The sequence below is a fragment of the Natronorubrum daqingense genome (assembly GCF_001971705.1).
GTDB lineage: Archaea > Halobacteriota > Halobacteria > Halobacteriales > Natrialbaceae > Natronorubrum > Natronorubrum daqingense.
In genome coordinates this window covers 980,414-993,371 of record NZ_CP019327.1, presented here as the reverse complement: position 1 = coordinate 993,371, position 12,958 = coordinate 980,414, and the positions used below count along the sequence as shown (strand labels likewise).

General features: G+C 61.7%; 14 protein-coding genes. 5 read left to right on the top strand and 9 right to left on the bottom strand.

The window, feature by feature from the left end:
* Nucleotides 1–193 precede the first annotated feature (193 nt).
* Nucleotides 194–1,243 carry a diphthamide biosynthesis enzyme Dph2 gene (gene dph2 / locus BB347_RS04860; RefSeq protein ID WP_076577849.1) on the bottom strand — a complete coding sequence of 350 codons (1,050 nt, stop codon included), beginning with the start codon at nucleotides 1,241–1,243 and terminating at the stop codon, nucleotides 194–196.
* 224 nt (nucleotides 1,244–1,467) lie between these two features.
* Between dph2 and BB347_RS04855 the strand changes: the two genes are divergently transcribed.
* Both BB347_RS04855 and BB347_RS04850 read left to right on the top strand, forming a co-directional pair.
* A complete protein-coding gene (locus BB347_RS04855) occupies nucleotides 1,468–2,379 on the top strand; it encodes a DUF7139 domain-containing protein (protein WP_076577851.1) in 912 nt (303 codons plus the stop codon).
* Nucleotides 2,380–2,475: 96 nt separating this feature from the next.
* On the top strand, nucleotides 2,476–3,510 hold the full coding sequence (locus BB347_RS04850) for a cell division protein FtsA (protein WP_076577854.1): 1,035 nt from the start codon (nucleotides 2,476–2,478) through the stop codon (nucleotides 3,508–3,510).
* Nucleotides 3,511–3,614: 104 nt separating this feature from the next.
* On the opposite strand, the gene BB347_RS18775 is transcribed toward BB347_RS04850, so the two are convergent.
* Entirely contained in the window at nucleotides 3,615–3,782 is a 168-nt protein-coding gene (locus tag BB347_RS18775; protein ID WP_083687676.1) for a zinc finger domain-containing protein, read from the bottom strand.
* Between the two features lie 182 nt (nucleotides 3,783–3,964).
* Here BB347_RS18775 and BB347_RS04845 point away from each other — a divergent pair, with 182 nt between their 5' ends.
* Nucleotides 3,965–4,609, top strand: coding sequence for an METTL5 family protein (locus BB347_RS04845; RefSeq protein WP_076577857.1), 645 nt, complete (start codon nucleotides 3,965–3,967; stop codon nucleotides 4,607–4,609).
* Nucleotides 4,610–4,634: 25 nt separating this feature from the next.
* On the opposite strand, the gene BB347_RS04840 is transcribed toward BB347_RS04845, so the two are convergent.
* The 4 genes from BB347_RS04840 to BB347_RS04825 all read right to left on the bottom strand — a co-directional run bounded on the left by BB347_RS04840 (nucleotide 4,635) and on the right by BB347_RS04825 (nucleotide 10,033).
* The gene (locus tag BB347_RS04840; RefSeq protein ID WP_076577859.1) at nucleotides 4,635–5,879 is read right to left on the bottom strand and encodes an ABC transporter permease; all 1,245 of its coding nucleotides are present in this window, start codon (nucleotides 5,877–5,879) and stop codon (nucleotides 4,635–4,637) included.
* Nucleotides 5,876–7,147, bottom strand: a complete 1,272-nt coding sequence (locus BB347_RS04835; RefSeq protein ID WP_076580091.1) for an ABC transporter permease — start codon at nucleotides 7,145–7,147, stop codon at nucleotides 5,876–5,878. The genes BB347_RS04840 and BB347_RS04835 overlap by 4 nt, the downstream gene beginning before the upstream one ends.
* Entirely contained in the window at nucleotides 7,137–7,904 is a 768-nt protein-coding gene (locus BB347_RS04830) for an ABC transporter ATP-binding protein (protein ID WP_076577861.1), read from the bottom strand. Before BB347_RS04830 ends, BB347_RS04835 begins: the two co-directional genes overlap by 11 nt.
* A gap of 281 nt (nucleotides 7,905–8,185) precedes the next feature.
* Entirely contained in the window at nucleotides 8,186–10,033 is a 1,848-nt protein-coding gene (locus tag BB347_RS04825; RefSeq protein ID WP_076577863.1) for a rhomboid family intramembrane serine protease, read from the bottom strand.
* A gap of 119 nt (nucleotides 10,034–10,152) precedes the next feature.
* On the opposite strand from BB347_RS04825, the gene BB347_RS04820 reads away from it, so the two are divergent.
* Complete coding sequence (locus tag BB347_RS04820; RefSeq protein ID WP_076577865.1) at nucleotides 10,153–10,437, top strand: DNA-directed RNA polymerase subunit L; 285 nt, start codon at nucleotides 10,153–10,155, stop codon at nucleotides 10,435–10,437.
* Between the two features lie 64 nt (nucleotides 10,438–10,501).
* On the opposite strand, the gene BB347_RS04815 is transcribed toward BB347_RS04820, so the two are convergent.
* Nucleotides 10,502–11,311, bottom strand: coding sequence for a hypothetical protein (locus BB347_RS04815; RefSeq protein WP_076577867.1), 810 nt, complete (start codon nucleotides 11,309–11,311; stop codon nucleotides 10,502–10,504).
* Between the two features lie 39 nt (nucleotides 11,312–11,350).
* Nucleotides 11,351–12,163, bottom strand: a complete 813-nt coding sequence (gene hisF / locus BB347_RS04810; protein ID WP_076577869.1) for an imidazole glycerol phosphate synthase subunit HisF — start codon at nucleotides 12,161–12,163, stop codon at nucleotides 11,351–11,353.
* A gap of 154 nt (nucleotides 12,164–12,317) precedes the next feature.
* Between hisF and BB347_RS04805 the strand changes: the two genes are divergently transcribed.
* Nucleotides 12,318–12,506 carry a DUF7550 family protein gene (locus BB347_RS04805; RefSeq protein WP_076577871.1) on the top strand — a complete coding sequence of 63 codons (189 nt, stop codon included), beginning with the start codon at nucleotides 12,318–12,320 and terminating at the stop codon, nucleotides 12,504–12,506.
* A 26-nt stretch (nucleotides 12,507–12,532) separates the two neighbouring features.
* Here the strand turns inward: BB347_RS04805 and BB347_RS04800 are convergent, their stop codons facing one another.
* A complete protein-coding gene (locus tag BB347_RS04800) occupies nucleotides 12,533–12,754 on the bottom strand; it encodes a ribbon-helix-helix domain-containing protein (protein WP_006091440.1) in 222 nt (73 codons plus the stop codon).
* Nucleotides 12,755–12,958: the final 204 nt, after the last annotated feature.

Genomic DNA, 12,958 nt, shown 5'->3' with positions numbered 1-12,958 from the left:
GACTGCTCCAAATTTATTTGGAGTCAACCTACGGTTACGACGTTCACTGGTACGTTCGTTCACTATTCGTCAACATTCTGGCGATCCACGAAAGAGTAGTGACGGACACACTCACATTCGGCAAACGTATGCTCCGAGGTGGATGGGGATAATCGATTGCAACGTCCCGAGAAAGATCCGCGATATCGTCTGCTTACCAGGTTCCGTGGAACGTGTCGAAGGAGAGTTCGTCGAGTGGCTTGTTGCCGACGGCAATCTCGTACTCGCCGGGGGTGAGCATCGGCTTGTGGAACTGCGGACCGTCGTCGGTCGTGATTCGCGGGCAACCGGTGTTGACGAAGGCGTCCATGTCGAAGTTTCGGAGGCGGTCAGGGGTCACCTCGTCCATCGTGATGAGGTAGGCGTCGTCGTTGTCGTCGAGAATCTGCTGGGCCTGTTCCCACCGCCCTTGGCCGATCTTGGTACAGAAGATGACGCCCCACTTCTTCGCGTCCATCGCCTTGTGGACCGACGCGTAGCGCTGTTTCAAGAACTTCTCCGTGTCCGCGACGGTGACGACGTTGTTCACCGGGTCAGCGATGACGACGTGTTTCTCGGGGTGTTCCATCGCGAGTCCGAGCGGATGGAACTTCCCGCCGCCGACGTAGAGCACCTGATCCGCAGGAACGTCTGCACTCGCGTAGTTGCAGCCGAGTACCTGCCCTTCGTGGGTCAGTCGGTCGTCGCCGCGACGGCTGTGAACCTCGTAGCCTCGCTCCTCGAGGAAGTCGGTCATCTCCTCGTAGCGATTCATGTGTTGGGCCGTCGTGACGAGTCCGACGTCTTCGGTCTCTGCGGGGTCCTCAAGCGTCTCGAGAGCCTCCTCCATGATCGGCTGGACCTCGACGTTCGAGAACAGCGGGACGTAGATTACTTTGTCCGTGTTCTTCATCGGCGAGTGCCCGAAGTGAACGAACACGTCCGTTCGTTTCATCAGAAACGTATCGAGGTCGCAGGCGCCGTAACACGGCTGCCCGGAGAGCATGAACGTCACGTCGTCGTCGGCCAACTGACGGAGGTCGTCCGCGACGGCTGGGCCGCGACGTTTCAGCCCTTCCGGAAACTGCAGGCCAACTTTCTTCGCATCTCGCTCGTCGATGGCGTCGACGATTTGCTCGAGTTCGTAATCCCACTCCCGGTCGTGTTTGAGACGCATCCCAGTGTTTCGGAGGTCACCCTCGGTGTACTCCGACTCGTGACTCATTGTCCGGTGTAGCGTGCACGGACGTATATACTGCACGCTGTCGAAAATACAGCGACGAGCGAGCCACACGGTGACGAAGACCAGTCGGACGAGACGAATCGAGCGTCGGGCTAGACGGGGAACGTGACAGAGGAAACGGGGATCAAATCACGGAAAAACCAGTTTGATATATAACTGGTAAGTCGACCCAACAGTCATAGTACTGGAGTATAAACGGGTTGCTAATGCCAGCGGAACAGCCTGCAGATGGGTATCTCTTCGACCTCTATCGTCGATACATCGGTGAACCCGAGGAGCGAACCGACGTCTACGTCGGTTTCGGCCTCTTCTTCGGTGGAATCGGAATCGCGGTGACGGCCCTCGTACTCTTCCTCTGGGGGAGTACGCACGAGGTCCACACCTTAGACAGCGCGTACTACGACTGGATTCAGTCGGCGTACGCACTCGGAATGCTTTCGCTTCCCGCGATGATGCTGGGGATCGTCGTCTTGTTGCCCGCCGAGCGTAAGGTGCGTTACACCTCGGTCGCGGGTGCAGTGGTCACCATCGGTGCGGTCATCGGGTTCGTCTACGCCTACCCGATGCACTGGAACTTCGTTCGCGAGGTCGACTACACCATCGAGGTCGTCGCGACGTACGCGCTCGGCCTCTCCGGGCTTATCGCTTCGACCGGCGCGGCGCTCGTCGCTCACTACCTCGACCTCGCGCGCCAGGCGGAGACGGTTCAGATCGACGGCGAGGACGACGAGGAAGAGGAACTCTCCGATGCCGACGTCCAGCGGGATATCGACGAAGCGATGGAAGACGTCGAACTCTCGTGGGGAGGCGTCCAGAAGACCGAGCACAAACGGCTGAGCTTCTCGAGCGACGACTTCGAGGACGTTTCGGTCGATACGGACGCCGGAACGAAGACCGCACGCTCGAGTGGTGTCGACGCACAGGTCGCGGGCTTGAAGGGACTGAAAGGTGGCGAAACGAAGACGACGACCTCGAGTTCGACGGTCGACGACCAGACGTCGAAGTTGAAGGAACTTCGAGAGCAAAAGCGCAACGAAGAACTGGCAACGGCCGAGAACGAGGGATCGGCGATCTCTGGACTACTCGATCGGCTTCGAGGCCTCCTTCCCCGCAGGTAATCATCTGATACTGGCGGTAATTGCCGCTTATAATTCACACGTTGAGATGTAAGAAATTCACATAGATTTATATTCCGTCGGCCGCCTTGCCCAACTATGGCGAAAGGCCTAGACGTTGGGACGATGAACATCCTGTCAGCACAGCAGGATGGGAACGACACGGTTTTCGTGCAACAGCGCAACTCATTCGTAGAGATCGAATACTCGGATATGGCCGAGCAAATGCTCTCGCGAAGTGAAGTACTCCACATTCGCAAAGACGATAAGGTGTACGTCGTTGGTGACGACGCCCTTAACTTTGCGAACATTTTCAACAAGGAGACACGCCGCCCGATGAAACACGGGATCCTCTCGAACGACGAGAAGAGCGCGATTCCGATGATGAAACTCATCATCGAACAGGTCGTCGGCGAGCCAGCCTATCCTGACGAGAAACTGTACTTCTCCTCGCCCGCAGATCCGATCGACTCGGATCTCTCGACGCTGTATCACCAGAAAACGATCGAGTCGTTCCTCAACGACATGGGATACGACTCCGAACCGATCAACGAAGGGATGTCCGTCATCTACTCCGAACTCGCGGACAACAACTTCACCGGCCTCGGCATCTCCTTCGGTGCCGGGATGACGAACGTCTGTTTGGCGTACTACGCAGTGCCGGTCATGAAGTTCTCCGTCGCCCGCGGTGGCGACTGGGTCGACGAACAGGCCGCCCGCGCGACGGGCACGCCCGTCGACAAGGTCACCTCCATCAAGGAAGACGACTTCGAACTCGACTTCACGACCGACGTTGGTGGCGTCGAAGGTGCACTCTCGATTTACTACGAGAACCTGCTCGACTACGTCATCGAGAACATCGTCAAAGAAGTCGACGACGAAGACGTCGAGGAAGGACTGGACGTTCCGGTCGTCGTCACGGGCGGAACCTCGAGTCCGAGTGGCTTCGAGGACCTCTTCCGTGACCACCTCGAGGACGCGAACATTCCGTTCTCGATTCGGGACGTCTCCCACGCGAACGAACCCCTCTACAGCGTCGCCCGTGGTGGCCTCGTGGCCGCCCGTTCCGACGAAGACGTCGACCACGACGGCGGAGACGACGACGCAGAAGAAGCGGAAGCGGCTGCCGAATAAGCGCCATAGCGTATTTTTTGGCGACGAGTTTCTCGAGAGTCGCGACACTCGAGTTCGCAGACACGTTCGAAGGACGGGCAGGAGGCCGTGGTTCGACAGCTCGGTTACTGATCGTAAAATCGGTGGAACGCGTCTCGCCAGGACTCCGGTTCCTCACCCTCGGGGATGTGGTCGACCGGGACGTCCGCAAACTCACAGTGTGGACACGACACCGTCGAGACGTCACCCAACGAGAGCTCCTCTAACGCTCCCTCACAGCGTGGACACTCCATACCTGCACGTCACACGGATTATCCTTAACTCTATTCGAACATACCATATTTAATATGATTCATGCGTCTCGACAACCGGGTCGTCAGATGGGTCACGAGAACACGTTCCGTCGGCGGTCGAACGTGTCCCTTCCAGTCCCAATTCCGAGGGGGCTATCACGCTCGAGTCCGAATCGATTCGCATGTCCGGCCCGTCGCGGCGATCGCTCGCTCGAGCGCTCGAGACGCTCGACGATTTTGCAGACCCGTCGGTCGCACTCGAGCAGTACCTCACGCCCCCCGAGATTGCCGCCCACGTCTGTCATCAGGCCCGACTCACCGGGGATCTCGACGGCTGGGTCGTCGATTTAGGGACCGGGACGGGAATGTTCGCGATCGCGGCGTCGCTTTCGGGGGCCGAACGCGTGATCGGAGTCGACGTCGATCCCAACGCCCTCGCGGTCGCGCAGTCCAATGCGGCCAGACTCGACGCGGCGGAGGAATCGGGTTTTCTCGAGTGGGTCCGTGCTGACGCCACGCAGCCGCCACTATCGGGGCCGGTAGACGACGCTACGGTCACGGTCTTTTCGAATCCACCCTTCGGCGCACAACGGGGAAATCGTCACGCGGATCGGGCGTTCCTCGAGACTGCTCGGTCGATCGCCGACGTTTCGTATACGATCCACAACGAGGGGAGTCAGTCGTTCGTCGAGTCGTTCGCGGCGGACGAGGGCGGCGACGTCACGCACGCGTTTCGAGCGGAGTTCCCGATCGAACAGCGATTCGAGTTCCACACCGAAGGCGAGCGAACGCTCGAGGCGGAAGTGTTCCGGATCGAGTGGGCGTGACCAGTGTCTGTCGGTGACGCTCGCGTCACTCGAGGTGCTCGAGTCGAGCGTAGCGAGCGCCACGCCAGCCGGTGACGAGGGCGACGACCGTTCCGAGGGCAATCGAGAGCGTGAGTCCGAGGAGGTACACCTCAGGTGGGGTTTGCAGTAATTCGTCGAAGCCGACGACTGACGCCGAGATGTGGTTGAGTCCCGTGGCGAACAGGGGGGTCGTTGCGAGTCCGAGTACGCCACCGACGAGGCTGATGAGGAACCCCTGGACGGCGATGGTTCCGGCGAGTACCCACCGAGAGAGGCCGATTGCTCGTAGTGCAGCGAGTTCGTCGCGTTGCTGGTAGGCGACCAACGCGAAGAGGTTGACCGTCAAAACGACGCCGCCGACGAGCGCGAGGCCGACCAGCGTCGTGCCGCTCGCGATGACGAGCGGTCGCTCTTCGATCATCGCCCCGACCTGCTCGTCGTTGGCTCGAACGTCGTACTCCGGATAGTCGTCGTCCAGTTCGGCTGCGACGGCGTTTGGATCTTCACCGTCGGCGACGCTCGCGGTGATGAACGTCGCTCGGTCGGTTCCGGCCGTTCCGCCGAGGGCCTGGAGATCACCCAACGGAATCGCTTCGGTGTCCGACCCGAGGAATTGCGAATAGTACTCGGCGATTCCGACGACGGTGAACTCGTAGTTCGGTGCCGACTCTCGAGCCGTCCCGACGTAGACCGACTCGCCGACCGACACGTCGTGTTCCTCGGCAGTATCGGGATCGAGGACGATCTCTTCGACGTTCGGGTCGGTTGGCCGCTCGTCGACAACCCCCTCACCGTCGGACGCGTTCGAATCGGTTTCGAACCCCTCCCCCTCCTCGAAGCCGAACCCGTCGTGGGTCTCGTGGACGCCGACGGCCGACGTTCGCTCGAGGTCGTCCGGTGACGTTCCGATGTAGACGTCGTGCATCGCGAGCGGTGCGGCGGAACTGATGTCCTCACGCTCGCTTACCTCTGCAGACACGGTGTGTGCGCCGACGATCGGGTTTTCGGTGCCACTGGCTGACGGGTCGATCGGATCGCTCGAGATCCAGATATCGCGACTGGAACTGTCGAGGCCATCCTCTCCCGTTTCGACGACGCCGACGCCGAGGCTGGCGAGAAGCGTCACCGACAGGACCGCGAGCGCGACGGCGAATACGGTGAGGACAGTTCGTCCGGGCGAGCGCCGAAGCTGCGAGCCGGCTAGCCCGACCACCGCCCGCAGACGTCTACCGCCCCGACGAAGCCTCACCGTCCCACCTCCTCGAGGACGGAGGTGCGCGCGGCGACCGCGAGCGGGTAAGGAATCGCGACGAGCCCCGAGACGAGGGCGACGCCGAGTGCGTAGGGGACGAGTATTGGGTGAACGATGGCGACGGCACCGGGGGCAATCGTCGCGGTGGCGATTGCGTTGACGAGCGCGATGCCACCGATGCCGAGGACGATGCCGACGAGTGCACCGACGATCGTCGTCAGCATCGTCGAGACGGCGACGATCGAGAGGCGACTCCGCGTAGGGTAGCCAACGGCCTCGAGAACGGCGAGCGTCCGGCGCTCTTCGGTGACGGTCATCCCGGCGGTCGTGGCGACGAAAGAGGCACAGATTGCGATTCCGATGACGAACGTAAGCACGCTCGTCGCGAACGCGAGTCCGTCGTTGAACAGTGCGGACGGGTCGGTTCCGTCGTGGGTTTCGACCGCCGCGTCGGGATACTCGTCGTCAGCAGCGGACGCCGCTGCGTCGTCGTCGCCCCACACCAGGACCTGATCTGCCAGTTGGTCGTCGTCGGCACCCGAGAGCGTCTGCAACTGCTCGAGGTCGACGAGTGCGACCGGCGTTTCGTCGTCGGTCGACTCGATGTCAGTCGCCGTCATCGAGGGGGCTGGAACGCCTTCTGGGACGTGTGAGGAGCCGACGGCAATGTCGTCGTCGGGCGCTGCATCCAATCGGTCTGCGGCCGGTTCGGAGAGGACGATGGTGCCATCCTGTGAGGTGGCATCCGATTCGTTGTCGCCACCGTCGTCACCCCCCGCTAACTGCGCCGTCGAGAGCCCGCCGACGGTTCGGCTTTCGTCGTCCGTATCGACACCGACGAGAAGAATCGTCACGGATTCGTCGTCACTCGGGGACTCGAGTTCGACCGGTTCGATGAGGACGGGTGAGGCGTGATCGACACCGTCGGATTCGCGAATCGTCTCCGCCCGATCGTTCGTCTCACCGAGGCGAGGCCCCTCGACGCCGTCGACGGCCGACAGCGTGCCGCTCTCTTCGGGGACGATCTGTACGTCGGCATCGGCGTCGTCGACAGCGCCGCCATCGGCGAGTCCGAGCGCGACGCCGGTCACGACGACGAGCAGTGCAATCGTGAGGGCGACGGCACAGACGGTCGCGAGGACCCGACTCGATCTGGTTCGGACGGTCCGCTTCCACAGCCGAGTGACCGAGACGCCGAGGATTCCACACCACCGCGAGCGTCGCGTGCCGTCTTCGTTCGACTCGAAGGCGTCGTCAGCTGCCATCGGAAACCACCCGTCCATCGCGTAGGGTGATCACGCGGTCGGCGACGGCGAGCGTCGGTTCGTCGTGGGAGGCGACCAGTACTGCCCGATCACGGCCGATATCCGTCAGCAACTCGAGGACGTCCGCGCCAGTCTCGGTATCGAGCTCGCCCGTCGGCTCGTCGGCGACGATGACGTCCGGATCGGTCACGAGCGCTCGCGCGATCGCGACGCGCTGGCGTTCACCCCCGCTGAGTTCGCCCGGTAGATGCGTGATCCGTTCAGCGAGCCCGACGCGCTCGAGCAACGTTTCGGCCCGCTCGCGACGGGCAGTTCTCGGCAGTCCCGTCTGGACGAGTGGCAACGCGACGTTCGCACGCGCAGAGAGGGAGGGGAGCAGGTGAAATCGCTGAAACACGATGCCGACGTGCTCGCGTCGAAGCCGGGTTCGCTGCCGATTGGAACGGCCCTCGAGTGGCGTTCCGAGCAACTCGACGGTTCCAGAAGAGGGGACCAATAGCCCCGAAACGGCGTGCAGGATCGTCGACTTTCCGCTGCCGCTTGGCCCCTCGAAGCCGACGATTTCGCCGGCGTGGACGTCGAGCGAGACGTCCTCGAGCGCGGTCACGGCCCGATCAGACCCGGAGACTCCGCGAGCCCCACTCGAGCCGTACTCGTGCGTGACGCCCGCGAGACGAACCACAGTCGGTAGCTCGGCCTCGTCGGTACGCGGTCGGTCGGTCGAGTGCGCGTCCTGTTGCAGCGTGTGCTTGCTCATCGATTCAGAGTCAACTCACGCAAAAGGCCGACGCAGTCGGCTATTGTTTCCCGCCGACTTCTCACAGCCACGTAGCCGTTAACGATCGTCCCAGTTGCGACGACTGTCGCTTTCACGGCTACTGTAATCGATTCGCGACCATCTCGAGAGCAAATGCGTTCAATTCGATACCGGTGAATCTCGGCGAAAGAAATGTGTCTGTACCCGTGAGTGTATTTAAAGATGAACTATAGCGTTTATGTGACACTCAGTCAGATTTTCACGTGGGCGGCTCGAGCACCTTACTCGTAGGTCTCTTTGGTCGCCACAGCCACCTGCGTTCCGTCGGCGACTGCATAGATCGTCTCGGCCGAATCGGTGTCCGGATCGCTCTCGCGTTCAAACGTGAGCGTCCCGGCCGTCGTCGATTCGTTGCCGTCCGGAATCGGCGTCGTTTCGACGGCACCCGTTTCGGTCGATTCGACGGCGAACTCGAACGTCCCGTCCGTCGACGCGAGCGTCACGTTCTGGCCCTCGAGTTGGACGTCTGCTCGTGATTCGTTCGACTCGTGTGCCACCTGTGGGTCCTCGCCGTCCGCCCAGAGTTCGACCTGATAGACGGAATCGTTACCGACCGGTTCCCAGCCGGTGCGTTCGACGTGGACGGTTTCGCGCCACCCGACGCCGCCGACGTCGACCGAATCCGAACCGGAGAACTCGAGGTTCTGTGCGGGAATCGCTTCGGACCAGAGCTGTCGCTCCTCGCTCGCGACGATGACGCCACTCGACTCGAGGGAAATGGCGTCCTGAAGCGGACCGATGGCGAACGGAGTCGTCATTTCGTTTTCGACGTCCTCGGCGTACTGCACCGTGTAGTCCTCAATTTCGACGGCCGAGTCGGACTCCGGTGTAGCATCCTCGAGGACGAAGAGGTTGACCGGAACGGCCATACCCGCGAGGATCGCCAGCACGACGACGACGAGGACGGTTCCCGTCTGTCGCTGCCCGAGCGTCGCGAGCCGACTTCGACCCCTCGAGCGTGGCCCGCTGGCGATCGTTTCGATGCGCTCGAGTCGGCCCGTCGGCGATGGGGCGCGTTCGCCAGAACGGCGGGCGAGTTCGAGCGATCGCTCGAGGGGGCCGTCCGAACGATTTCGGTCGGTGGGGTCTGCTCGCGACCTGAGCCGTCCCGGCACGATCGGTTTCTCGGAGCCGGCGATGGCGACGGTAATCACGAGCGCGAGAACGATGACGAGGAAGACACCGGGCCCTCTGAAGAGGTAGTAGACGTTCCCGCCGCCGAACCAGTAGATCTGCCAGAGTCCCTGTGCGAACGCGAAGAGGAGGACGGCGAGCCAGACCCAGCGGGCGTTAGGCTGTCGGTTTCGAAGGCGTAGGAGCCCGATACCGAGAACGAGTCCGAGGAAGAATCCGAGTGCGTGGCCCTGTATCGCGATGCCGGCCCACGAGGGTGCCGACGGCGGACTGGGCTGGGCGACGAAGACGCCGATCGGCGATTGGAGCGCCTGGTAGGTGGTCACGAGCGCCCCCTGAACGCCGAGGATGCCGACGAGCGAGACGATCGGATAGTGCACGATCGCGAACGCGGCGAAGGCGAAGACGACTCCCGAAAAGCCGATCACCGGTCCGAGCGCGAAGAGACTCGTCACGAGCGTGAGACCGACGACGACGAGCGGGAAGACGACCACCGCCCGGATCCAGGGGGTGGTCGGCCACCACGAGAATCGATCCGTCGCTCGCTCGTCCGGATAGTGACCCCACGCGTACTCCGCGATGGGGGCGAGCACCATCGCCCCCGCGAGGTTCCCCATGAGATGGCTCGCGGACGCGTGTGAAAACGAGGACGTGAGCATCCCCAGGGGGTAGAAGTACGAATACGCCCGGTGGGGAATTGTCACCGGGTCGTTGATCGACGAGATGCCGTCTTGGACGAACAGGTAGACGCCACAGACGAGTCCGATGACGATCAGCGAGCCCCACGGAACACCCATCACGAGCCTCGAGCGGGCACTATCTACCCACCCCTCCTCGGAATCGTGCAACCGATCGACGATCACAACCGACGCGAGGATGGTCCCCACCGTGAGGACGGAGAGGATGATCGCGAAGAGCGTTCCGATCGACAACATACCCAACGGTTCGGGGCCTGCTGTATAGTGATTTACATTCCGGGAATGCCGACTCGAGCGGCCTCGTGCCTCGAGGGCGAACAGAAAGGTACAAGCGGCTGACGGCCGGAACGGAGACTATGGAACTGCGGGTCACCGAGAGTAGCGAGAACGAACTCTCGATCGAAATCGCCGGCGAGGATCACACCTTTATGAACGTGCTCAAGGGAACGCTGCTCGAACACGACGACGTCACCGCCGCAACGTACGACGTCAACCCCGAACAGTCGGGTGGGCAGACGGAACCGATTCTCACGCTCAAGACCGTCTCCGGAGCCGACCCGATCGACACGCTCGAGGACGCTGCGGGCGACGTTCGTGACAAAGCGGTTTCCTTCCGCGAAACGTTCGAAGCGGCCGCGTAATTTCGTCTCGTTCTCGAGGTCCGGTGTGGCTGTTTTTGTCGGTGATTCCGGAACGAATCAGTCGTTAGCACGCCGCGTACGTAACGTAAAGTTGTCCGTCGACGGCGTGGAGGTCCATCCCCTCGATGTCGTACTCGTCGCCGGTAATTTCCTCGGAGCCGCTCGTCTCGAACGCCGTGGTGACGGCGCTCGCGAGTTCGTCTTCGTCGTCGTACTCGTCGACGGATACCATTTCGATGCCCGGCCAGACGGGGATCTCCCCGCTACAATCAGCGCCAAAATCGGCCGGTTCGACCGAATCCGGGTTCGCGTCGTCGTACTCGCTCGCGACCTCCGCACGATTGATGTACTCTGCGTATGCAGCCATACCGCCGTCGTACGTCCGCGTCGACTCTCGCTCCGCATCGAGTTGCTCGTGAATTATTTCCTCAGTGGCCTCGAGGTCGATGCCGGCTGCCGTCGCTCCGTCACCGGGGGCGTCGGGCGGTGATGGCGTTCCCACACCGGGGATGATCGACGGTGAGATGATCCCCGTCGCGAACAAGACGACGATGAGCCCGAAGACGGCGATAATCGGCGCGTAGGGTTTCGCAACCTCGAGCCAGCTTGGAACTTCGAGGTCGCTACCGACGTCGTCGTAGGTCTGTTCGACTTTCTCGAGGTCGTGGTCGCCACAGCGAGAACAGGGTGGGTTGTTCTTCATGTGCTGGCGGCCGCAGTTCGAACAGACCCACATGTATTGCGTGCCGGTGTCGACGGTTTCGAACTCCTGTTGGCGAACGACGGCCTTCTCGAACTCGTTGTGGCCACAGCTATCACACGGAGGGTCGTCGGACTCGTGTGGTTTGCCACACCACGTACACCGCCACTTCACGAGTCGGAAACTCGAGTGATAGAAGAAAAGCGTAGCGAATCAGTTGCGGACGGGAACGTCTCGTTCGTCCAGATGCGCTTTGACCTCGCCGATCGAGTACTCGTCGAAGTGGAAGATAGAGGCTGCGAGACCGGCATCTGCGTCGGCTTCGGTGAACACCTCGTGCATGTGTTCCGGTCCGCCACAACCCGAGGAGGCGATGACTGGCGTGTCGACTGCATCGCAGACGGCCGACGTTAAGGGGACGTCGTAGCCGTCTTTGGTTCCGTCCTTGTCGATCGAGTTGACGAACAATTCGCCCGCGCCGCGGGATTCGGCCTCCTGTGCCCACTCGATGACGTCGATCCCGGTTCCTTCGCGGCCACCCTTTTTCGTACACTCGAACCAGCAGGATTCGCCGTCCACGTCGACGTAGTGTTCACCCTGCTCGTCGAAGCGGCGTCTCGCGTCGACGCTGATGACGATACACTGGCTTCCGAACGCGCGCGCTCCCTCGTTGATCAGTTCGGGTCGCTCGAGTGCGCCGGTCGTGATCGAGACTTTGTCCGCGCCGGCGCGAAGCGTTTCTTTGATGTCTTCGGTAGTGCGGATGCCGCCCCCCACCGTCAAGGGGATGAACACTTCGTCGGCGACGCGTTCGACGACGTCGAGCATGGTCTCGCGCCCTTCCGCGGAGGCCGTAATATCGAGGAAGACGAACTCGTCCGCGCCGGATTCGTTGTACGCTTTTGCCATCTCGACCGGGTCGCCGGTGTACTCGAGGTCCTCGAAGTGAACGCCGGTGTACACCGCCGGGTTCCCGTCTTCGTCCAGATCGACGTCGATACACGGGATGATTCGCTTGGTCAGCATGTAGGTACTATTCGAGGGTTAGCACCCGATGTAGTAAAGTGACCTGCATCGATGCGTCATCGCTGAGGGCGATACCCCTCTCCACCGATCGCAACAGAATAGGCGACCTCTCGGATCGCGTGTCTTTAAGACGACCACCGGCCAACACGCTGGTATGGCAAACGAATCAGACGCCGATGTCGAGGACGACTCGGGCGCTGACGTCGGTCACGACCTCGAGGCCGAACGGACGACTGCACCGATGAGCGAGTTTTCGGCGCGCGAAGCCGGAATCGGATTCGCGATCTTGCTCGTCGGCGTCGCGCTCGCGTTCGGGATTCCGCTCGTCGCAGTGGCTCCGTAGCGACAGGAACGCGCGGGAAAGGTCAGTTAGAAGACGTATTCGTCGTCGTGGCCCATCATGCCGTCGTCTTCGAGGCCGCCCGGGCCACCCTCATCTTCGTCCATTGGTCCACTGGTCTTGTAGGCCTTGATACCGGTCGACAGCAGATCCTCGATCGCCTCTTCGCGATTGACGAACTCGCCGCGTTCGACCATCTGAGCGATCTGCATCTCGAGGTGTTCCGGTATGGTGATCTCTACTTTCGGCATCTGATTCGGGTTTCGGTGAGGGGGTATTTAGGTTTGACGGGGAGTCTATCGTGCTTGGAATCGGACTGAAATATTGTGAACGGAGACGGACTCGAGCCACTCGACTCGTCGCCAGTCGGTGGTTCGTCGACGACCGACACGAAAAGTGCTGTGTCGGTGACAGGTCGGGCGCATTCGATATCGACCGATGGGGCTTCACCGAAA